Origin of the sequence: Pseudomonas sp. 2(2015) (genome assembly GCF_000955865.1) — a bacterium.
Classification (GTDB): domain Bacteria; phylum Pseudomonadota; class Gammaproteobacteria; order Pseudomonadales; family Pseudomonadaceae; genus Aquipseudomonas.
Genome location: NZ_JYOF01000005.1, coordinates 32,645 through 51,259, shown reverse-complemented (window position 1 = coordinate 51,259; position 18,615 = coordinate 32,645). Strand labels below are relative to the sequence as shown.

Below are 18,615 nucleotides of genomic sequence, written 5' to 3'. Positions count from 1 at the left end.
GGCGCAGTCTAATCAGGCGGCGGTCACCTTACAATGCCCCACCACGCTGGCCGATGCCATCATAGATGAAATCCCGGGGGGGATAGTTCCCCGGGAGCATAAATAATGCGCCGGTGGCTGACCACCGGCAGTTAAACAGCCGATGCCTACATGCCCTGCCCGACCAGCACCCCATCGACCTTTTGGCCATAGAGGTTGACGCCATCATTGGCGTGGAACTTCAGCCGGGTCTTCTCGATCGAGCCGTCGACCAGGCGCGGATCCTGCGGCCGTTCGTGGCGGTTGATGTAAGCGGCCACGTCCCAGGCCTGCTGGTCGCTCAGGCTGCCGGGCTTGCCCAAGGGCATATTGTGCTTGATGAAGGACGCGGCGGTATTGATCCGGTGCATCCCGGCGCCCCAGTTGTAGGAGTCCTTGCCCCACAATGGCGGCATCACGTAGTTGCCGGCTACCTTCTGCCCTTCGCCACTGGCGCCGTGGCAAATGGAGCACTGGGCCTGGTACACCTGCTCACCGCGTTTGAAGTCGTAACCTTGCGCCGATTGCGCCACCTCCGGGTAGCCGCGGCCAGCACTCTCGACGCCAATCGGCGCCTTGCTCGCCAGCCAGTAGGCATAGACCGACAAGGCTGTCATCTGCGGGCTGTCGGCCGCTGGCGGCTTGCCGTTCATGCTGAACTGAAAGCAGCCCTGGATGCGCTCGGCGAAGGTGTTGACCTTGTCGTTTTTCTTGCGATAGGCCGGGTACATGGGATACGCGCCCCACAGCGGCGCCGAGTTGCCCAGGCGGCCCTGGTCGAGGTGACAGTTGCTGCAGTTGAGACCGTTGCCAACGTTGTCAGGCATCAGCCGGCGTGTGTCGACAAACAAGGCGTAGCCATCGCGGACCATCTTGCCGTAGGCGTTGTCGGGCAGCTCGCTTTCTGCCGGCGGGGTAAAGCCAGGCGCGGCAGCTGGCGGGGTCTTGAGTTGCGACTGGTCTTCCATGGCAATCGGCGCAGCATGGACACTGCCAAAGGCCAGGGTCAGGGCAGCGAGAATCATCGGCTTCATGGCTTGACCTCCGGGCTGACAGGGTTGGCGAAGTAGTTGGCCACGGCCTTTATTTCGTCATCGGTCATGGCCTTGGCCACACCGACCATCAACTGGTTGGGGTCGTTGCTGCGGCTGCCGTCGCGCCAGGCGTTGAGCTGGGCAACCAGATAGGTGGCCGGTTGATGGGCCAGTGGCGGAAAATGCTCACCAACACCGGCGCCGCCCGGGCCGTGGCACTGCACACAGCCGGGGATCTTGCGGTTCCAGTCGCCGTACAGCGCCAGCTTCTGCACCGGGTCGGCAGCCATCTGCTGGCGGTGGATATCGCTGGCAGGCTCGCTGGGCATGGCCGCCAGGGTCGTGGTCACCGCCTGGATTTCCTCGGCGCTGAGGGCCTTGGCCAGCGGCTCCATGATCGGGTGCTTGCGGCTGCCGTTTTGAAAGTCGTGCAGTTGCTTGCTCAGGTACGCCGCAGGCAAGCCGGCCAGGCGCGGAAAGCCGGCAGGCGCAATGCCCTTGGCGTCGGCACCATGGCAACCCAGGCAGGCCATGGCGGCCGGGTTCTGGCCACCCTGGGTGAAGATTTTCTGGCCATCGACGGCGTGTGCGGCAGGCAATGAAAACAGCAGCAGGCTGCTGATCAGGATGCGATCCAGTGGGATCATCACGGACTCCATTTTCTTGTTATAAGCTTAGGCTTAATAAGTATAAGCCTATGAATAGTAGGCCTATACGCCACAAGCTACAACGCAGAAAGATGGCTAGATGCCAGCTGAATCGATTAGCCGAAAAAGGATTTAGCCCGAGATGCAGCGCGTCGCTGCCGTCTTCACATCACCCAGGCGCAGCGGGAAGTTGTTCAGGCGCTCATACAGCTTGATGCTGCTACCGCTACCGCGCTTGTCGATATCCACCAGCGCCGCCGGGCCGCCGCCGACCTTTTGCGGCACCACCAGGCGCAGACCGTCGTGGCGTTCTTCCACGGTCAGTTGCCCACGGGTTTCAGTCAGTTGCTGCTGCACGCAGTCCGCGTATTCCTGGGGTTTCTTGCCAGAAATCACATTGAGGGTTTCCGGGCTGTGCTCCAGCTCCGACACACTCACACAGCCACCCAGCGTTACTGCCAACGCTGCTACGACCCACTTCATCAAGTACACCTCCACCACGGAAAAAGAGTAAGACCACGCGCAGACCATTTTGCTCCCTTGATTGGCAGTTTTATCCTGGGCCTGGCACGAAGGCCGACAGTGTAACCGACATCATGGTATCGTTTTGATTTGCTGACAGATCCAATGCGGAGTGCAACATGAAATTCGTACACCAGCGCGAGCACCTCAACGAGGATGACATCGTGGTCATTCATTGCTCCCAGCGCTGCAATATCCGCCTGATGAACGACGCCAACTTCCGCAGCTTCAAGAACGGCGGCCGTCACACCTACCACGGCGGCGCCTTTGTCGACTTCCCGGCGAAGATCACCGTGCCCAGCACCGGCTTCTGGAACATCACCATCGACACCGTCGGCCCGCGCGCCCTGTCGGCCGTGACCAAGCCAACCTTCACCCATACCATCAAGTTCATTCGCCGTTCGTCGTCGAAGCTGAGATAAGCCCATGAGCCAGACCACCAAGTTCGTGATCAAGTACAAGATCGATGGCGAGCAACGATTCGACTTCGCCCAGATGATCAGCGATGCGCCCGAGCACGTGCAGGCAGCGCTGCAACAATTGCACGGCGAAGACGCCAGGAAAATCACTGATATCAAGGTGAGCAAAGCGCTGTAACACCCTCCTCAGCACAAGGAACCCCAGGCATGCGCCAATGGCCGGACACCCGTCTCCTCGATCTGCTCGGCATCGAGCTGCCGATCCTTCAGGCGCCAATGGCCGGCTCCACCGGCTCGGCCATGGCCATTGCCGTAAGCAACGCCGGCGGCCTGGGTTCGCTGCCATGTGCCACCTTGAGCCTGGATCAGATCCGCGCCGAGCTGCAGGCCTTCAGCGAGGCCAGCAACGGCCCGCTCAACCTCAACTTCTTCTGCCACCAGCCGCCGCAGCCGGACCCTGAGCGCGATGCGGCCTGGAAGCAGGCGCTCAAGCCGTATTACCTGGAGCTGGGCGCCGACTTCGATGCGCCAACACCGGTGTCCAACCGCGCGCCCTTCGACGACGCCAGCTGCCAGCTGGTCGAGCACTACAAGCCGGCCGTGGTCAGCTTCCACTTCGGCCTGCCCGAAGCCAGCCTGCTCAAGCGGGTCAAGGCCACGGGCGCCAAGGTGCTGTCCAGTGCCACCACCGTGGATGAAGCGCTGTGGCTGGAAGATCACGGCTGCGACGCAATCATCGCCATGGGCTATGAAGCCGGTGGCCACCGCGGGATGTTCCTCAGCAGCAACCTCACTACCCAGGTCGGCACCCTGGCGCTGGTGCCGCAGATTGTCGATGCTGTGAAGGTGCCGGTGATTGCCGCGGGCGGCATTGGCGACCACCGCGGCATCGTCGCCGCACTGGCGCTGGGCGCTTCGGCGGTGCAACTGGGCACCGCTTACCTGTTCTGCCCTGAGGCCAAGGTCTCGGCGGCTCATCGTCAGGCGCTGCACAGCGCCAAGGAAAGCGACACGGCGCTGACCAACCTGTTCACCGGGCGCCCGGCGCGTGGTATCAACACGCGCATCATGCGCGAGCTGGGGCCGATGAGCGAGCTGGCACCGCGCTTCCCCCTGGCCGGGGGTGCGCTGATGCCGCTACGGGCCATCAGCGAGCCAAAGGGCAACAGCGATTTCAGCAACCTCTGGGCAGGCCAGGCGCTGCGTCTGGGCCAGGCCCTGGCGGCCGGTGAACTGACCCGCACACTGGCACAAAACGCCCTCGCCCAGCTCAAACGCTGAAGCAGTACTTCCCGTTGATCGGGTATTCGCTATATATTCACCTATATAACGACTACCCCTCAGCCTGTGGAGCTGTTTTTCATGAGTAAGTGCGCACCTCGTTTTGCCCTGGCCGCCCTGGCCACCTTCATGACCTGCAACAGCGCCTGGGCCGATGAGGTACAGGTAGCCGTCGCCGCCAACTTCACCGCGCCGATCCAGGCGATTGCCAAGGACTTCGAGAAGGACACCGGCCACAAGCTGGTGGCCGCCTACGGCGCCACCGGCCAGTTCTACGCGCAGATCAAGAACGGCGCGCCGTTCGAAGTATTCCTTGCCGCCGACGACAGCACCCCGGAAAAACTCGAGAAAGAAGGCGACACCGTCAAGGGCTCGCGCTTTACCTACGCCATCGGCACCCTGGCACTGTGGTCGGCCAAGGACGGCTATGTCGATGGCAAGGGTGACGTGCTGAAAAAGAATGAGTTCAAGCACCTGTCGATCGCCAACCCGAAAGCTGCGCCCTACGGCCTGGCCGCTACCCAGGTACTGGACAAGCTGCAGCTGACCGAGGCCACCAAGGGCAAGATCGTCGAAGGCCAGAACATTACCCAGGCGTACCAGTTCGTCTCCACCGGTAATGCCGAACTGGGCTTCGTCGCCCTGTCACAGATCTACAAGGACGGCAAGGTCAGCAGCGGCTCGGCCTGGATCGTGCCGTCGAACCTGCACGAACCGATCAAACAGGACGCGGTGATTCTCAACAAAGGCAAGGACAACGCCGCGGCCAAAGCCCTGGTTGAATACCTCAAGGGCCCGAAAGCCGCAGCCGTGATCAAATCCTACGGTTACGAAATCTGATGCCACTGGATGCCAGTGACCTGGGTGCCATCTGGCTGACCTTTAAACTGGCCAGCCTGACCACGCTGATCCTGTTGCTGATCGGTACCCCTATCGCCTGGTGGCTGGCGCGCACGCGCTCATGGCTGCGCGGGCCGGTGGGCGCGGTGGTGGCCCTGCCCCTGGTGCTGCCACCGACGGTGATCGGCTTTTACCTGTTGCTGGCATTGGGGCCCAACGGCTGGATTGGCCAGACTACCCAGGCGCTGGGGCTGGGCACCGTGGTGTTCAGCTTCAGCGGCCTGGTGATCGGTTCGGTGGTGTATTCGATGCCCTTCGTCGTACAGCCGCTGCAAAACGCCTTCAGCGCCATCGGTGAGCGCCCGCTGGAAGTGGCCGCGACCCTGCGTGCCAGCCCCTGGGACACCTTCGTCCATGTGGTATTGCCCCTGGCCCGACCAGGCTTTATCACTGCCAGCATCCTCGGCTTTGCCCATACCGTCGGTGAGTTCGGCGTGGTGCTGATGATCGGCGGCAATATTCCCGACAAGACCCGGGTGGTCTCGGTGCAGATCTTCGACCACGTCGAAGCCATGGAGTACCTGCAGGCCCACTGGCTGGCCGGGGCCATGCTGGTATTCTCTTTCCTCGTGCTGCTGGCGCTGTACTCCAGCCGCCGGGGCAAATCGGCCTGGAGCTGAGCATGGCGGCGATGATTCACGCCCGATTGAAACTGGACCGCGGCGACTTCAGCCTGGATGTCGACCTGCAACTGCCCGGGCGCGGCATCAGTGCGCTGTTCGGCCATTCAGGCTCCGGCAAGACCACCTGCCTGCGCTGCCTGGCCGGGCTGGAACGGGCCCCCGAAGCCTACATCGAGGTCAATGGCGAGATCTGGCAGGACTCGCGCCGCGAACATTTCATTGCCCCGCACCAGCGCCCGATCGGTTACGTGTTCCAGGAGGCCAGCCTGTTCGCGCACCTGTCGGTGCGCGCCAACCTGACCTTCGGCTACAAGCGCATCCCCACCCAGCAGCGCAAGGTCAGCCTCGAACAGGCCTGCGAACTGCTCGGCATCGAGCACCTGCTGCAGCGCAAGCCAGCCACCCTGTCCGGCGGCGAAGCCCAGCGCGTGGGCATTGCCCGGGCGCTGCTGAGCAGCCCGCAACTGCTGTTGATGGACGAGCCGCTGGCAGCCCTCGACGGCCCGCGCAAGCGCGAGATCCTGCCCTACCTCGAGCGCCTGCACAGCGAGCTGGAGATTCCGCTGGTCTACGTCAGCCACGCCCAGGATGAAGTGGCACGGCTGGCCGATCACCTGGTGCTGCTTGAGCAGGGCAAGGTCCAGGCCAGCGGGCCGATTGCCGCCACCCTCGCGCGCCTCGACCTGCCGCTGGCCCAGGGCGACGACGCCGGGGTGATCATCGAAGGCCAGGTCAGCGCCTACAGCAGCGACTATCAGTTGCTCAGCCTGCAACTGCCGCACAGCCACCTGCAATTGCGCGTGGCCCACGAACCGCTGGCCGTGGGCATGCCGCTGCGCTTGAAGGTGCAGGCGCGGGACGTCAGCCTGAGCCTTGGTGCCGACCAGCAATCGAGCATCCTCAATCGCCTGCCGGTGACCGTCAGCGGCCATCGCCCGGCCGACAACAGTGCCCACGTGCTGGTCAGCCTGGACGCCGCCGGCACCACCTTGCTGGCGCGCATCACCCGCTACTCCGCCGACCAGCTGCAGCTGCACGCCGGCCAGTCGCTGTGGGCACAGATAAAGTCGGTGGCACTGTTGGGTTGAGCGTGCGGTCCATAGTACAAACCCCGCAACCGGACCTGCGCCATGCCCGACACCGCCCTGCCAAGCGCCTTGCATTATGTTGATGACAGCCAGCCCGGCCTGCGGCGCAAAAGCCTGCGCGGCAAGTTCGCCTACTTCGATGAGCAAGGCGAGCGGGTCAAGGATCCGGCCACCCTTGAGCGGATCAAGGCCCTGGTGATCCCCCCGGCCTATACCGATGTGTGGATCTGCGCCGACCCGCAAGGCCACCTGCAAGCGACCGGTCGTGACGCCCGCGGACGCAAGCAGTACCGCTACCATGCCGACTGGCGCAGTTACCGCGACAGCCACAAGTACGCACGCATGCTGGCCTTTGCCAGCCTGCTGCCCAAGCTGCGCCGGCAACTGGACAGCCACCTGGCGCGGCCGGGGCTTGATCGGCAAAAGGTCATGGCCCTGGTGGTAAGCCTGCTCGACAGCACCTTGATCCGCATCGGCAACCGCCAGTACGCCCGCGACAACAAGTCTTACGGGCTGACCACCCTGCGCACCCGTCACGTCAAGGTCGACGGCAGCGCCATCCGCTTTCAGTTTCGCGGCAAGAGCGGTATCGAGCATCAGGTGACGGTGAAGAACCGGCGCCTGGCCAACCTGATCAAACGCTGCATGGACCTGCCCGGCCAGGACCTGTTCCAGTACCAGGATGACCAGGGCCAGCGCCACAGCGTCGGTTCAGCCGACGTCAACGCCTACCTGCAGGAGCTGACCGGCAGCGACTTCACCGCCAAGGACTACCGCACCTGGGCCGGCAGCGCCCTGGCCCTGAGCTTGTTGCGCCAGCTTGAATGGCAACCGGAGCAGGAGGCCAAACGTCAGATCGTCGAGACCGTCAGGCAGGTCGCCAGCCGCCTGGGCAACACCCCGGCGGTGTGCCGGCGCTGCTACATCCACCCGGCGCTGTTCGAGCATTTCACCCTCGGCGAGCTGGCCAAGCTGCCACGGGCGCGCACGCGCAAGGGGCTGGAGGCCGAGGAAGTGGCCCTGGCGCTGTTTCTGCAAAACCTGGCGGCCCCTTGAAAAGCCATTCAGCGAAACCCACCTTGGGTATCATGCAGAGAAATTTCCCATATTCCTTCAACCCCCCTATGCTTGCGGGTACGGGCAGCACTCGCTGCTTCGGAGTGCTCATCCAGCCAATCGGCACCTGCGACTAAAGACTCACTACAGAATCTGTGTTCGGGGGAATTAATATCCGCCGAAAGCGTCTTTAATGAAGGGAAAGAGGGATGCACCCCTGTGTGATCCCGGCTTCTGCGGGCCGCGCCCGCAAGGCAACTTACGTTACCAAGGAGATATACATGCTGATACTCACCCGCAAGGTTGGCGAAAGCATCGTCATCAACGATGACATCAAAGTCACCATTCTGGGCGTCAAAGGGATGCAAGTGAGGATCGGCATCGATGCACCGAAAGATGTTCAGGTGCACCGCGAAGAGATTTTCAAACGCATTCAGGCCGGTAGCCCGGCACCGGAAAAAGGAGGCGACGAGCACTAAGCAGCCCCCAACCGACTCAAGCCGCACGGATGCGCTTGATCCTGACACTGGCAACCCGCCCGGTTGCAGTCACAGGCCTCAAGGCGCCTCGGGCGTATCGACCAGTTCCTTCACTTTGGCAATCAGTTGCTCGATGTCGAAGGGTTTGTCGAACACGGCGGCGAACAGCCCGGGATTGTCCCGCCCCTTGTGAGCCTGCGCCCCGCTCATCAGTATGATCGGCAAGCCTTGCAAGAGTGGCTCTGCACGAATACTGACGGCCAACGCCTCGCCATCCATCACCGGCATCATGTAATCGGTGATCACCAACTCCACCCGCTTGCCTTTCAATACGTCCAGGGCCTTCTGCCCATTGCCGGCCAGCTCCACGTCGAAACCTTCGTCTTCCAGGGCCCAGCCGAGGATATTGGCGATCAGGTACTCGTCGTCGACGACCAGAATGGTGCTCATGCCGTTGCCACCCCCGGCCTCATGATCCAGGCACCTGCGAAGGCGTGCCGGACATCACCCCCGTGGCCTGGGTAAAGGCTTTTTGCAGGTCGATGCCATGGTCGCTGATGATCAGCTCCAGCAGGGCCGGGTCGTAATAGCTGTCGCGCACCTTGAGGATCGACAGCAAGCGCTTGAGCTCCGAGTCCATCTCGACAAAGCGCATCAACAGCAGGTTGTCGACAATGCTCGAAAGGTCCGGTGCCGGCGCGTTGATTTCCGAGCCGAAGATATCGCGCATCTCCCAAGTGGCCAGGACGCTGACGTCACGGGCCCGCAGCTCGCCGGTCAGGGCGCGGAAGAATTCATTCAGGCGCGTCGGGTTGCTGGCCAGGCGGGTGAACGCGCCGAGGCTGTCGATCAGCACGCGTTTGATGCTGTGCTGCTCGACCAGGCGCAACAAGCGCATGCCGACATCATCGAGCACGCCTTCGGTGGTCGGTTGCCAGGCAATGTGCAAGGCCTCGGCGCGCTCCATGGCGGCGAAGTCGTAGCCCAGGGCGCCGGCCTTGAGACGCAGGCGCTGCGGGGTTTCATAAAAGCCGAAATGCAGGCCGGGTTCTGCCGCTGTTGCCGCACCGAGAAAGCTCACGCCCAGTGAAGTCTTGCCGATGCCCGAGGGGCCCATCACCAGGGTCACCGAGGCGGCCGGCAGGCCGCCGCCGAGCAGGCGGTCGAACACCGGCACGCCGCTGGGAATGCGCATCAGTTCGCCCATGCCGTGCCCGCTGGGGTGGCTGTACAGTGATTCCAGGCGCGGGTAAACCTGCAGGCCGTGTTCGGTGATTTCGCATTCGTGAATACCCGACAATGCACCACTGCCGCGGGTCTTGCGCAGCTGGATCCGGCGCACCGAGCGGCTGCCCAGCAGCTCGTCACCCAGCTCGATGACGCCGTCGACCATGGTGTGTTCGGGGCTGCCGTCCTCCAGCCGCGAGCTGGTCAAGAACAGCACGGTGCAACCGGCGAAGGCGGCATGACCATGCAGCTCGGCGATGAATTTCTTGGTGTCCAGCGGCGTTTCCGCGCGCGATCGGGCATTGAGCAGGCCGTCGACGATCAGCAGGCTGGCCTGGTGGCGGCTGATCTCGCCGCGCAGCAGTTTTACCACTTCATCCAGGCCCTCTTGCTCGAGGGTGTCGAAGGCGCTGACGAACTGCAGCTGCGCGCCGATTTTGCCGGGGTCGAAAAAGCTCAAGGTAGACAGATACTGGAACAAACGCTCGTGGGATTCGCTCAGTAGCGTCGCCACCAGCACGCGCCCACCCTGGCTGACGTGATTGAAGGCCAGCTGGTTGGCGAGGATGGTCTTGCCCGAGCCAGGCCGGCCCTGGACGATGTAGGAAGCACCGACCACCAGCCCACCCTTGAGCAGTTCGTCGAGACCAGGAATACCGGTGGCCAGGCGTTTGAGTTGTTCCACGATGCTATGCACCTCCGCGTTCAGGGTCGGGGTTGGCGGTGTAGACCGGCAGGTAGACACTCATGCAGGTGCCCTTGCCCGCTTCACTGCTGACGCTGACCGTGCCGTTGCTCTGCTTGGCAAAACCATAGACCTGGCTCAGGCCCAGGCCGGTGCCCTTGCCAAAACTCTTGGTGGTGAAAAAAGGCTCGAAGATGCGCGGCAGTATCTTGCTGTCGATACCCCGGCCGGTGTCGCTGACACTGATGCAGACAAAGCGCCCGAGCAAGCCGTCGGGACGCCCCTGCAGCTCGCAGTTGCGCGCCTGCATGGTGATCGTCCCCTCGCCGTCGATGGCATCGCGGGCATTGAAGATCAGGTTGAGCAAGACCATCTGCAACTGCCCGGCGTCGACTTCGACATCCCACAGTTCATCGGCCAGCAGCACCTGCAACTCCACCGAGACAGGCAAGGTCTGGCCAAGCAGCAGACGTGTCGATTCGACCAGGTCCGGTACCTTGATGCGGCCGAACTTCAACGCCTTGTGACGGGCGAAACTGAGCAGCTGCTGGGTCATCTGGCTGCCACGCTCGCCAGCGTCGAGGATGTGCTCGAGCAAGCGCCGGGTGCGCTGCGGGTCGCGGCTGTTGAGGGCCAGGCGCGCCGAGCCGATGATGATGGTCAAAAGGTTGTTGAAGTCGTGGGCCATGCCCCCGGTCAACTGGCCGAGGGCTTCGAGCTTTTGCGACTGGAACAGCTGGGCACGGACCTCATCGAGTTGCAGCGCCGCGTCACGGCGGTCGGTGATGTCGCGGGTGATCTTCGCCAGCCCGACCACCTCGCCGTCCGGCGACTTGATCACATCCAGCGCCACCAGCGCCCAGAACAGCGTGCCATCCTTGCGCTGGCGCCAGCCTTCATCCTGGGCGCCACCGGTGCTCAAAGCCCGTTCAAGCAGCCGGGCCGGCTTGCCATCGGCACAATCTTCGGGGGTGAAGAACATCGAGAAATGCTTGCCGATGACTTCTTCGGCGCGGTAGCCCTTGATCCGCTGGGCGCCTGCGTTCCAGGACACCACATGGCCTTCGAGGTCGAGCATGTAGATGGCGTAGTCAACCACTGTTTGCACCAGTTGCTCGAAGCGACTGGCGTGCATCACATGAAGTTCGGAGTCGGATGAGACCATGGCTGCCCCACGAAGCCGTAGATGGCTTGTCTGGATATGACAGCATACGCTGCAAGCGATTCCCTGCGCTGGTCTAAAACTTAGTCGGAATCTTGCGCCACTGCCAACCGCCGACGCGGCAACGCCAGCTGGCCCAGGTAGGTACAGGTCGCCAGTACACCGATACCGGCAGTCAGCGCCAGCCAGCGCTGGCTGGCATCAAGGCTGCTGTCGGCGCTGGTTATCAGCAGCAATACCCCCGCCCCCAGCAGGCTCAGGAACAAAAACGCGGCAGCCAGCCAGACCTTGGCGAACAGCACGCGCCAGTACCATTTGACGCGCGGTTTGCCGGTGACGGTTTCAGCTGCGGCGTGCTTGGCCACGTTCCCTTGCCTCTATTGGATCCAACATGAAACCCACAGTGGCGCAATGACAGCAAGGAGTCAATTGCTCTATAGTCGCCCCGCACTTAAGACCTGCCACCTACCTCGAGGGAACGACGCGTGGCCGCAGACTTACGAATGAAAGCCATACACGACGATTTGCAAGCGACCGCCGCCGATCTTGAGCGGGTCTCACGCGACCTGCGCGGGCATGTGTTGTACCTGCAGCACTCCGTCCACCAGGCCGATGCCGTTGAAGTGCTGGGCAGGATTGCCGGCCTGAAGACTTCGGTGGATGACTTGCGCGGCGTCGCCGATAGCATCCACTACTGATCGCGCAGGCTGCGCGGCGTCTGCCCGAGGGTGCGGCGGAACATGCTGGAAAACGCCGCCGGGCTGTCGTAGCCAAGGTCCAGGGCAATTCGCGTGATCGCTTCGCCCTGGGCCAGCCGCGCCAGGGCCAGCAGCACACAGGCACGCTGGCGCCACTGGCTGAAGCTCATCCCGGTTTCGGCGCGAAACCAGCGCCCGAAAGTGCGCAGGCTAACATGCAGTTCACCCGCCCAATGCGCGGGTGATTGGTGCGCATCAGGCGTGCGCAAAAAAGCCTGGCAACGCATGAGCAGCGCCGGGTCACGCGGCAGCGGTATGTGGAACGGCAAGCTGGCCGCGGCCCTCAGCTCATGCAGCAGCAGGTTGACCAGCGCCCCGTCCCTGCCCTGCTGGTCGTACTCCAGGTCCATCTCCACCGCCGCCAGCAACAACTGGCGCATCAGCGCTGAAACCTCCAGCACCTGGCACTCGCCCGTCAACATCAGCGCATCGGCTTCGATGTACAGGCTGCGGGTACTGACGCCGAGCATCAGCACCTCATGCTCCACCCCCGGGGCAATCCACACCGCCCGTTGCGGCGGCACGACCCAGTCGCCGGCCGGCGTGCGCACCTGCATCACTCCGGTGGCACCATAGAGCAGTTGCGCGCGACGATGGCGATGGCGCGCCAGCAGGAAGCCGTCGGGATAATCAGTGCCAATGGCAACCACGGCGCGGGGCGTAGCATCGAGCAGATTGATCGAGACATTGTACATGGGGCAAGTCCGTGGCCGATTGGCGATCATTATTGACCGTTTTGCTCAAGCCGGCCAAATCACTGCTGGTTAACCTGTCGCTCCTGACCCGCAAAAGGACGACCCTCCATGCTTCTTGTACTCCTGGCCCTGTTCGGTTGCCTGAGCGGCATCACCACGGTGCTGTTCGGCTTTGGCGGCGGCTTCGTCGTCGTGCCGCTGTTGTATCACCTGCTGCGCATGAACCCGGCCACCACCGGCTCGGCCATGCAGATTGCCGTGGCTACCTCCACCTGCGTGATGATTGTCAGCGCCGCACTGGCCACCCTCAAGCATTGGCGTGCTGGCAACCTCAACCGTGAATTCCTGTGGCCATTGGCAGCGTACATCGCCCTCGGCGCGGTGATCGGCGCCGCCCTGGTGGGCGCCCTGGCCAGTGAATGGCTGCGCTGGGCGTTCATCCTCTACCTGGCATTTACCCTGCTCGACTGCCTGCTGCGCGAAGGCTTTGTCCACGGCCAGGCTTCAGCGCGCCCGCTCGGGCCCGTGAGAACCGCCACTTGCGGTGTGCTGATCGGCAGCATTGCCAGCGTGCTGGGGGTTGGGGGCAGCGTCATGAGCGTGCCGTTGCTGCGCCGCCGCGGGCTGGGCATGACCCAGGCCACCGCCATGGCCAGCCCGCTGACCTTGCCGGTAGCGCTGGCGGCGACGGCGACCTACCTGATTACCGCCAGTAGCGATTTCGGGCCACGGTTTGTCGGTTATGTCGATCTGTCGGCGTTTGCCCTGCTGGCCTTCGGCGCCTGGCTCGGCACCCGGCTGGCGGCGCGCTGGATCGGCAGAATCGACGATCGTAAGCATGCGCAGGTCTATCTCGGGCTACTCGCCCTGGTGCTGCTGAGCATGCTCTGGAGTTAGCCTGGGGCGCCGTCCAGAGCCTTGCACGCGGTTGACTCGAATATAACGATGGGTTATAAAGCTCGCTTGATTGAGGGATCAAATGCATTTCCCTCGAGCCAGTGCGAGTGTGGTGGAATTGGTATACACAGCAGACTTAAAATCTGCCGGCGTGAGCCTTGCGGGTTCGAGTCCCGCCACTCGCACCATCTTCTGAAAAGGCGCCTAAGGGCGCCTTTTTGCTGCCTGGGATTTACCCAGAATTGCCCTTATGCCTTTTTTGTGCACGCCGGGCCGCAAAACCTTCCGGCAACTGCTAAGGTAAAATTGCCCAACAACAAAGGAAGGCCGCCATGCGCTACACCCTCTTCGACAACCAGCGCGACGTTATCATCCTGCTGGCGCGGATTCTGCTGATGATCCTCTTCGTCATGTCCGGCTGGAGCAAGCTCACCGGCTTCGAGGGCACGGTCGGCTACCTGGCATCGCTCGGCGCGCCAGCGCCTACAGTGGCAGCCGCGGTGGCGGTGATCATGGAGTTCTTCGTCGCCATCATCCTCATCCTCGGTTTCTACACCCGCCCGCTGGCCTTCCTGTTTGCCCTGTTCGTGATCGGCACGGCACTGATCGGCCATCCGTTCTGGACCATGGTCGAGCCGGCCAAAGCAGCCAACACCGTGCAGTTCTTCAAGAACATGAGCATTGTCGGTGGCTTGCTGTTGCTCTCGGTCACCGGTGCCGGACGCTTCTCGCTGGACGGCCGCTAAACACGCCCTGCTTCCAGGTGCCGGCGGCTGCGCTGGTGCCTAGAGGTCGTCAAGGGTGTCGACGCCCTCGTCCCAGAATCCTTCGTCATCGCCTGCACAATCGCGGGCATCCTCGTCTTCGTCATCCTGCGGATCGAACAGCGGATTGACCTCGTCCTGCGGCTCGTACTCGTCCTCGGCAAACTCATGGTCAAGCAGGTGATCATGTTCGGGCTCGTGAATGTCCAGATCGTCGTCGTTCATCTCGGGGTCCTGTAGCATCGGGAACGTGGGGGCGCCTGTATAAGCCGAGCTCACCACGGCGTCAATATCAGCCCGTGCTGACAACCCGTGCTGAAAAGGGAAGCGTATTGCCAAGGAGCGACAGTGAAGTACCTGCTGATAGTCATCGCCAGCTATGGCGCAACATTCTTCGTGGTCGGCTCGATCATCGAGGCCCGGCTGCATGACCTGGCCGAAAACCTGCGCTACCGCGAACGGGCGCCGACCAAGGCGCAGTACCTGCGCGAGGTGCGCGCCAGCGTGCAACGTTCGAAATTTGAGGCCAGTGCCTGGCTGGGCACCTTGCTGGCCCTGCTGCTGTCGCTGGCGGCCTGGTGGTTGAGCTGAGCGTCGGCGCCGCAAGCGTGCCCGGCGATTGCGTCTATCCTCCAGCGATAGGCCCCTCGCGGAGCAACGCGCCATGTGCGGCAGGCTTTCTCAATACCGTGGCATTCACGACTTCGTCGACGCCCTGAGCATGCCAGGCGCCCTGGTCAACAACGTCGGCGATCAGGCACTGGGTCACTACAATGTGGCGCCGAGCACCCGCGTGGCGCTGTTGCACCTGCAGGCCGGTACCCTCCAGGCCGACTTGTTGCCCTGGGGCTGGCGCCCGCACTGGGCCAGGGACCGCGCAGCGCCGATCAATGCGCGCGTGGAGAAAGTCGCCCACGGCGCGTTCTTTCGCGCCATCTGGCCACAGCGGGCCATCGTGCCGATCGACAACTGGTTCGAATGGGTTGACCAAGGCGCAGCGAAAAAACAGCCTTACTTGATTCGCCGCAGCGATGGCCGCCCTGCCCTGTGCGCGGCCATCGGCCAGTTCAGTGGCGAGCATGCGGGGTTCGTGATCCTCACCGCAGACAGTGAAGGTGGCCTGCTCGACGTGCATGACCGCCGGCCTATCGTGCTGGCGCCGGCTGTCGCCCGGCAATGGCTGGACCCGGCCACCGCAGGCGAGCACGCCGAGCAGATGGCCTTGAGCCTGGGCGAGCCGGCGGCGCGGTTCGAGTGGTACCCGGTCAGCGCGGCGGTCGGCAATGTGCGCAATCAGGGCGCCGAGTTGATTGATCGCAACCCGGCGTAAGCATTCATGGAAGGCAGTTCGTGAAGCTCGATAACTTCGGCGGCAATCGCCCGACAGCGTTTTACCCCCCAGACCATGGCCCGGGTCAGCGTAACTTCATCGAGACGGTCGTGATACTCCTCGACGACCGGTAAGCCGGCACTGGTATAAACCCCGAGAAACAACTGCGTACAACCACTGCGCGAAAGCCGCGCCTTGACATCAAGGGTAATTCCGGACTCCAGCGATTCTTCATGCTCCTGGCTGTGCAGTTGGCAGTCTGCCCAAGCCCAGTAGTGCGCGCCTCTGTACCTCATTATTATTTTCCTTGGTGAGTCGGCAGCACACGAAAGATATATAAAAAAAGTATGAAACAGAAGAACTCAATTGGCTGTTAAACAGGGTGCAATAGCGCCAGTGGCTATAAAGCATCCGGCGCGGGCTTCACATCAGCGAGACATACCAGGCGCCAAACGCAAGCAGCCCTACCGCCTGCAAAATCAACAGCGTACCGGCCCCTGCAGGCTTGCCGGCGAGATACCAGTAAGTGCCGACCAGCGCCAGGCACAGGCCGTTGGTGACGCCCAGGGTAAACACTGCCAGCGCACTACTAAGGCCGGGGAACTGGCCGCCGGGGTTGGCCAGCAAAAATACGAAAATAGCGCCGCCAATTAGCGCGACAACAATCGCCGCCCCGGCAAAAAAGCGCTGTGGCAAGAAAGGGTCGTCCATGATCAGTCCGTGGTTGAGATAGGCCGAGCATCATACCCGTTGGCGAAACCGCGGTTAATGAGCAGTTGGGCAATCCGGTTGAATCCCTGGCGTCAGGCCGAGTCACTACTAACGCAAGGCCCCTTTTCAACCATCCGCTTTGCCGAGGATCCACCATGAATGCCATCGACCTGCTTAAAGCTGACCACAAGACCGTCAAGGCCCTTTTAACGCAACTGAGCGAGTCCACCGAGCGCGGGATAAAAAAACGTTCGGAACTGCTGGCCAAACTGGAGATGGAAGTGGCCGTGCATACCCGGCTTGAAGAGGAGATCCTCTACCCTGCCTACAAGAAAGCCGGGGCCAAAGAACAGGTGATCATGTACCACGAGGCCAAGGAAGAACACCGCACCGTCGACTCGTTGGTGCTGCCCGACCTGAAAGTCACCGACCCGGGTACGCCCGAGTTTTCCGGGCGGGTGAAAGTGCTCAAGGAATTGCTCGAGCACCACATCGAGGAAGAAGAAACCGAGATGTTCCCGCAAGCCAAGAAGCTGCTTGGCAAGGACGTGCTCGAGGCCATGGGCGAGCAGATGGAAATGATGAAAGCCCAATACCGCAAGGACATGGCCAAGCAGGCGGCGTGAGGTTTATGTTGGTGGGTTAGTCACCAGGCTGCAGTGCTCAGTCGTGGGCTAACGGTGCTGGCCGCTCACTCAAACCATCGATCAGGCACCAGCCATTGCGGCCTTTATCCTTGGCCTGGTATAGCGCCGAGTCGGCGGCGCCCATCAGGGTGTCGGCAGCTACCGGTTCCTTGACCGGGTAACCCAGGGCAATCCCGGCACTTGCCGTGACCCGCCCCGCCGGGCTTTGCACATGCTCGATCGCCAGCGAGCGGATGGCCTGGAGAATGTCTTCGACAATCCTGCTGGCCCCGGCAGCATCGGTGTTGGGCAGCAGCAGGGTGAACTCCTCGCCGCCGTAGCGCACGGCCAGATCACCCGGTCGCTTGAGGCTGCTTTGTATTGCCGCGCCCACCGCACGCAGGCAGTCGTCACCGGCAGGATGGCCATAGTTGTCGTTGAAGCGCTTGAAGTAGTCCAGGTCCATCATTACCAACGCCAACGGGTAGCGTTGGCGCTTGGCGCGGCGAATTTCTTCTGCCAGGGCCGTATCAAGGCGGCGTCGATTACCCAGCCCCGTGAGGCTGTCGCTCAAGGCCAGGTCGCGGACTGTTTGATGCGCACGGCGCAGCGCAGCCTCCATCACCATGCGCTCGCGCAATTGGCGCAGCACCAACGCGCCAAAGCCGCCCAACCCGACCAGCAGCAACAGCAGCACGACGGCGGTCTTGATCAGGTCCTCTCGCCAAGGGTCAATGATCGATGCCCTCGACAGCCCGGCCTCCACCACCAGCGGGTAGGCGTCCAGGGCCTTGTAGGCATACAGGCGTTGAGTGCCATCGACTACGGCCGTGGTTTCGACGACGCCTTCGGGGGCCTGCGGCAGGTAGTCCTGGAAGATCTCGCTATCGGCCAGGCTGCCGCCGATTACCCGCTCGACAAACGGCCGGCGAACCAGGATGGTGCCGTCGCGCTTGGCCAGTACCAAGGCGCCGCGGTCATCAATCTTGAACGCGCCATAGAACTCGACGAAGTAATCAACCCTGACAGTCCCCAGCAGCACGCCGAAGAACGAGCCGTCGGGGTTGTTCAGGCGTCTGGAAATAGGAATGATCAGATCACTGGTCGAGCGGCTTTTGACCACCGCGCCGATGTAGACGCCGCGGTCGGTATGGGTGCGGTGATAGTCGAAATAATCGCGATCGGCGTTATTGGCATTGGTCGGTGTATCGCTCTTGTCGGTGACGATCCAGCGCCCGTCCGCGCCATACACGAACAACCCGTGCAACTGTGGCATCAACAAGGCTTGCTGCTTGAGCAGCCGGTGCAGCCGCGGGATGTTCATTCGGGTAAAACCGTCACCTTCAAGCCGCTCACCGAGCATCGCGGTAACCACATCGACCTGGCGGATCGCGTCTTCGGCATGCTGGGCGGTGGCGCTGGCAAGGTTGGTGACCGAATCATGGGCGCTGGCGAAAGCGTGCCGGTAGTCGCGCCAGATCCGCCAGCCCTCGATGGCGACGAACAGCAGCACGACCACCAGCATGAAGCTCAGGATCAAACGGAACAGCGGCGCTGAACGCCCTTCACGTGGCGAGAACGACTCGGCGGCTTCTTGCCCGTTCAGGTCATCGGATGGGTGCATACAGGTCCCTGCTCCATGAAACTCCCACCCCAGTGATAAACCACCTCCAGACCGACTGTTAATGCTTGC

The 18,615-nt window shown here is 62.5% G+C and carries 26 protein-coding genes and 1 tRNA gene; 15 read left to right on the top strand and 12 right to left on the bottom strand.

The window, feature by feature from the left end; genetic code table 11:
• Positions 1–146: 146 nt before the first annotated feature.
• The 3 genes from UB48_RS10675 to UB48_RS10665 all read right to left on the bottom strand — a co-directional run bounded on the left by UB48_RS10675 (position 147) and on the right by UB48_RS10665 (position 2,182).
• A complete protein-coding gene (locus tag UB48_RS10675) occupies positions 147–1,052 on the bottom strand; it encodes a c-type cytochrome (RefSeq protein WP_045196733.1) in 906 nt (301 codons plus the stop codon).
• Positions 1,049–1,699, bottom strand: coding sequence for a cytochrome c (locus UB48_RS10670; RefSeq protein WP_045196731.1), 651 nt, complete (start codon positions 1,697–1,699; stop codon positions 1,049–1,051). The genes UB48_RS10675 and UB48_RS10670 overlap by 4 nt, the downstream gene beginning before the upstream one ends.
• A gap of 132 nt (positions 1,700–1,831) precedes the next feature.
• A complete protein-coding gene (locus tag UB48_RS10665; protein ID WP_045196729.1) occupies positions 1,832–2,182 on the bottom strand; it encodes a hypothetical protein in 351 nt (116 codons plus the stop codon).
• A 158-nt stretch (positions 2,183–2,340) separates the two neighbouring features.
• Between UB48_RS10665 and UB48_RS10660 the strand changes: the two genes are divergently transcribed.
• The 8 genes from UB48_RS10660 (at position 2,341) to csrA (ending at position 8,067) form a co-directional block, all read left to right on the top strand.
• Positions 2,341–2,643 (top strand): DUF1883 domain-containing protein, encoded by a 303-nt coding sequence (locus tag UB48_RS10660; protein ID WP_038995738.1) that lies wholly within the window; start codon positions 2,341–2,343, stop codon positions 2,641–2,643.
• 4 nt (positions 2,644–2,647) lie between these two features.
• Positions 2,648–2,818 (top strand): hypothetical protein, encoded by a 171-nt coding sequence (locus UB48_RS27965; RefSeq protein ID WP_177329152.1) that lies wholly within the window; start codon positions 2,648–2,650, stop codon positions 2,816–2,818.
• 29 nt (positions 2,819–2,847) lie between these two features.
• Complete coding sequence (locus tag UB48_RS10655; RefSeq protein WP_045196724.1) at positions 2,848–3,921, top strand: nitronate monooxygenase family protein; 1,074 nt, start codon at positions 2,848–2,850, stop codon at positions 3,919–3,921.
• 81 nt (positions 3,922–4,002) lie between these two features.
• The gene (modA, locus tag UB48_RS10650) at positions 4,003–4,761 is read left to right on the top strand and encodes a molybdate ABC transporter substrate-binding protein (RefSeq protein ID WP_045196722.1); all 759 of its coding nucleotides are present in this window, start codon (positions 4,003–4,005) and stop codon (positions 4,759–4,761) included.
• Positions 4,761–5,441, top strand: coding sequence for a molybdate ABC transporter permease subunit (gene modB, locus UB48_RS10645; RefSeq protein ID WP_045196720.1), 681 nt, complete (start codon positions 4,761–4,763; stop codon positions 5,439–5,441). Before modA ends, modB begins: the two co-directional genes overlap by 1 nt.
• A 2-nt stretch (positions 5,442–5,443) precedes the next feature.
• Positions 5,444–6,532 (top strand): molybdenum ABC transporter ATP-binding protein, encoded by a 1,089-nt coding sequence (modC, locus tag UB48_RS10640; protein WP_045196718.1) that lies wholly within the window; start codon positions 5,444–5,446, stop codon positions 6,530–6,532.
• Positions 6,533–6,574: 42 nt separating this feature from the next.
• Positions 6,575–7,588: a DNA topoisomerase IB gene (locus tag UB48_RS10635; RefSeq protein WP_045196716.1), complete on the top strand. Its 1,014-nt coding sequence runs from the start codon at positions 6,575–6,577 to the stop codon at positions 7,586–7,588.
• Positions 7,589–7,869: 281 nt separating this feature from the next.
• Positions 7,870–8,067 carry a carbon storage regulator CsrA gene (csrA, locus tag UB48_RS10630; protein WP_010223936.1) on the top strand — a complete coding sequence of 66 codons (198 nt, stop codon included), beginning with the start codon at positions 7,870–7,872 and terminating at the stop codon, positions 8,065–8,067.
• A gap of 78 nt (positions 8,068–8,145) precedes the next feature.
• On the opposite strand, the gene UB48_RS10625 is transcribed toward csrA, so the two are convergent.
• The 4 genes from UB48_RS10625 to UB48_RS10610 form a co-directional block, all read right to left on the bottom strand.
• Positions 8,146–8,517, bottom strand: coding sequence for a response regulator (locus UB48_RS10625; protein ID WP_045196714.1), 372 nt, complete (start codon positions 8,515–8,517; stop codon positions 8,146–8,148).
• 19 nt (positions 8,518–8,536) lie between these two features.
• Complete coding sequence (locus UB48_RS10620) at positions 8,537–9,982, bottom strand: ATPase domain-containing protein (RefSeq protein WP_045196853.1); 1,446 nt, start codon at positions 9,980–9,982, stop codon at positions 8,537–8,539.
• A gap of 1 nt (position 9,983) precedes the next feature.
• On the bottom strand, positions 9,984–11,144 hold the full coding sequence (locus UB48_RS10615; RefSeq protein ID WP_045196712.1) for a nitrogen regulation protein NR(II): 1,161 nt from the start codon (positions 11,142–11,144) through the stop codon (positions 9,984–9,986).
• A gap of 80 nt (positions 11,145–11,224) precedes the next feature.
• Positions 11,225–11,506 (bottom strand): hypothetical protein, encoded by a 282-nt coding sequence (locus UB48_RS10610; protein ID WP_045196710.1) that lies wholly within the window; start codon positions 11,504–11,506, stop codon positions 11,225–11,227.
• 138 nt (positions 11,507–11,644) lie between these two features.
• On the opposite strand from UB48_RS10610, the gene UB48_RS10605 reads away from it, so the two are divergent.
• Positions 11,645–11,839, top strand: a complete 195-nt coding sequence (locus UB48_RS10605; RefSeq protein WP_045196707.1) for a hypothetical protein — start codon at positions 11,645–11,647, stop codon at positions 11,837–11,839.
• Here UB48_RS10605 and UB48_RS10600 read toward each other — a convergent pair.
• A complete protein-coding gene (locus tag UB48_RS10600; RefSeq protein ID WP_045196705.1) occupies positions 11,833–12,594 on the bottom strand; it encodes a helix-turn-helix transcriptional regulator in 762 nt (253 codons plus the stop codon). The genes UB48_RS10605 and UB48_RS10600 overlap by 7 nt on opposite strands.
• A 108-nt stretch (positions 12,595–12,702) precedes the next feature.
• Here UB48_RS10600 and UB48_RS10595 point away from each other — a divergent pair, with 108 nt between their 5' ends.
• The 3 genes from UB48_RS10595 to UB48_RS10585 all read left to right on the top strand — a co-directional run bounded on the left by UB48_RS10595 (position 12,703) and on the right by UB48_RS10585 (position 14,237).
• Positions 12,703–13,491: a sulfite exporter TauE/SafE family protein gene (locus tag UB48_RS10595; RefSeq protein ID WP_045196703.1), complete on the top strand. Its 789-nt coding sequence runs from the start codon at positions 12,703–12,705 to the stop codon at positions 13,489–13,491.
• A gap of 103 nt (positions 13,492–13,594) precedes the next feature.
• A tRNA-Leu gene (locus UB48_RS10590) sits at positions 13,595–13,679 on the top strand.
• A gap of 144 nt (positions 13,680–13,823) precedes the next feature.
• A complete protein-coding gene (locus UB48_RS10585; RefSeq protein ID WP_045196701.1) occupies positions 13,824–14,237 on the top strand; it encodes a DoxX family protein in 414 nt (137 codons plus the stop codon).
• 39 nt (positions 14,238–14,276) lie between these two features.
• Here UB48_RS10585 and UB48_RS10580 read toward each other — a convergent pair whose 3' ends face one another.
• Entirely contained in the window at positions 14,277–14,480 is a 204-nt protein-coding gene (locus UB48_RS10580) for a hypothetical protein (protein ID WP_045196699.1), read from the bottom strand.
• Between the two features lie 123 nt (positions 14,481–14,603).
• Between UB48_RS10580 and UB48_RS10575 the strand changes: the two genes are divergently transcribed.
• Positions 14,604–14,846 carry a hypothetical protein gene (locus tag UB48_RS10575; protein WP_045196697.1) on the top strand — a complete coding sequence of 81 codons (243 nt, stop codon included), beginning with the start codon at positions 14,604–14,606 and terminating at the stop codon, positions 14,844–14,846.
• 73 nt (positions 14,847–14,919) lie between these two features.
• The gene (locus tag UB48_RS10570; RefSeq protein WP_045196695.1) at positions 14,920–15,585 is read left to right on the top strand and encodes an SOS response-associated peptidase family protein; all 666 of its coding nucleotides are present in this window, start codon (positions 14,920–14,922) and stop codon (positions 15,583–15,585) included.
• On the opposite strand, the gene UB48_RS10565 is transcribed toward UB48_RS10570, so the two are convergent.
• Both UB48_RS10565 and UB48_RS10560 read right to left on the bottom strand, forming a co-directional pair.
• Complete coding sequence (locus UB48_RS10565; RefSeq protein WP_045196693.1) at positions 15,549–15,881, bottom strand: hypothetical protein; 333 nt, start codon at positions 15,879–15,881, stop codon at positions 15,549–15,551. The two genes, UB48_RS10570 and UB48_RS10565, sit on opposite strands and share 37 nt — an antisense overlap.
• 127 nt (positions 15,882–16,008) lie before the next feature.
• Positions 16,009–16,296 carry a hypothetical protein gene (locus UB48_RS10560; RefSeq protein WP_045196690.1) on the bottom strand — a complete coding sequence of 96 codons (288 nt, stop codon included), beginning with the start codon at positions 16,294–16,296 and terminating at the stop codon, positions 16,009–16,011.
• A gap of 155 nt (positions 16,297–16,451) precedes the next feature.
• On the opposite strand from UB48_RS10560, the gene UB48_RS10555 reads away from it, so the two are divergent.
• Complete coding sequence (locus tag UB48_RS10555) at positions 16,452–16,922, top strand: hemerythrin domain-containing protein (RefSeq protein WP_045196688.1); 471 nt, start codon at positions 16,452–16,454, stop codon at positions 16,920–16,922.
• Between the two features lie 37 nt (positions 16,923–16,959).
• Here the strand turns inward: UB48_RS10555 and UB48_RS10550 are convergent, their stop codons facing one another.
• On the bottom strand, positions 16,960–18,546 hold the full coding sequence (locus tag UB48_RS10550; protein WP_045196687.1) for a sensor domain-containing diguanylate cyclase: 1,587 nt from the start codon (positions 18,544–18,546) through the stop codon (positions 16,960–16,962).
• Positions 18,547–18,615: the final 69 nt, after the last annotated feature.

Coding starts and splice junctions, on each gene's coding strand:
- UB48_RS10675 (WP_045196733.1), bottom strand. CDS start 1,052: ATGAAGCCGATGATTCTCGCTGCCCTGACCCTGGCCTTTGGCAGTGTC.
- UB48_RS10670 (WP_045196731.1), bottom strand. CDS start 1,699: ATGATCCCACTGGATCGCATCCTGATCAGCAGCCTGCTGCTGTTTTCA.
- UB48_RS10665 (WP_045196729.1), bottom strand. CDS start 2,182: ATGAAGTGGGTCGTAGCAGCGTTGGCAGTAACGCTGGGTGGCTGTGTG.
- UB48_RS10660 (WP_038995738.1), top strand. CDS start 2,341: ATGAAATTCGTACACCAGCGCGAGCACCTCAACGAGGATGACATCGTG.
- UB48_RS27965 (WP_177329152.1), top strand. CDS start 2,648: ATGAGCCAGACCACCAAGTTCGTGATCAAGTACAAGATCGATGGCGAG.
- UB48_RS10655 (WP_045196724.1), top strand. CDS start 2,848: ATGCGCCAATGGCCGGACACCCGTCTCCTCGATCTGCTCGGCATCGAG.
- modA (WP_045196722.1), top strand. CDS start 4,003: ATGAGTAAGTGCGCACCTCGTTTTGCCCTGGCCGCCCTGGCCACCTTC.
- modB (WP_045196720.1), top strand. CDS start 4,761: ATGCCACTGGATGCCAGTGACCTGGGTGCCATCTGGCTGACCTTTAAA.
- modC (WP_045196718.1), top strand. CDS start 5,444: ATGGCGGCGATGATTCACGCCCGATTGAAACTGGACCGCGGCGACTTC.
- UB48_RS10635 (WP_045196716.1), top strand. CDS start 6,575: ATGCCCGACACCGCCCTGCCAAGCGCCTTGCATTATGTTGATGACAGC.
- csrA (WP_010223936.1), top strand. CDS start 7,870: ATGCTGATACTCACCCGCAAGGTTGGCGAAAGCATCGTCATCAACGAT.
- UB48_RS10625 (WP_045196714.1), bottom strand. CDS start 8,517: ATGAGCACCATTCTGGTCGTCGACGACGAGTACCTGATCGCCAATATC.
- UB48_RS10615 (WP_045196712.1), bottom strand. CDS start 11,144: ATGGTCTCATCCGACTCCGAACTTCATGTGATGCACGCCAGTCGCTTC.
- UB48_RS10605 (WP_045196707.1), top strand. CDS start 11,645: ATGAAAGCCATACACGACGATTTGCAAGCGACCGCCGCCGATCTTGAG.
- UB48_RS10600 (WP_045196705.1), bottom strand. CDS start 12,594: ATGTACAATGTCTCGATCAATCTGCTCGATGCTACGCCCCGCGCCGTG.
- UB48_RS10595 (WP_045196703.1), top strand. CDS start 12,703: ATGCTTCTTGTACTCCTGGCCCTGTTCGGTTGCCTGAGCGGCATCACC.
- UB48_RS10585 (WP_045196701.1), top strand. CDS start 13,824: ATGCGCTACACCCTCTTCGACAACCAGCGCGACGTTATCATCCTGCTG.
- UB48_RS10580 (WP_045196699.1), bottom strand. CDS start 14,480: ATGAACGACGACGATCTGGACATTCACGAGCCCGAACATGATCACCTG.
- UB48_RS10570 (WP_045196695.1), top strand. CDS start 14,920: ATGTGCGGCAGGCTTTCTCAATACCGTGGCATTCACGACTTCGTCGAC.
- UB48_RS10565 (WP_045196693.1), bottom strand. CDS start 15,881: ATGAGGTACAGAGGCGCGCACTACTGGGCTTGGGCAGACTGCCAACTG.
- UB48_RS10560 (WP_045196690.1), bottom strand. CDS start 16,296: ATGGACGACCCTTTCTTGCCACAGCGCTTTTTTGCCGGGGCGGCGATT.
- UB48_RS10555 (WP_045196688.1), top strand. CDS start 16,452: ATGAATGCCATCGACCTGCTTAAAGCTGACCACAAGACCGTCAAGGCC.
- UB48_RS10550 (WP_045196687.1), bottom strand. CDS start 18,546: ATGCACCCATCCGATGACCTGAACGGGCAAGAAGCCGCCGAGTCGTTC.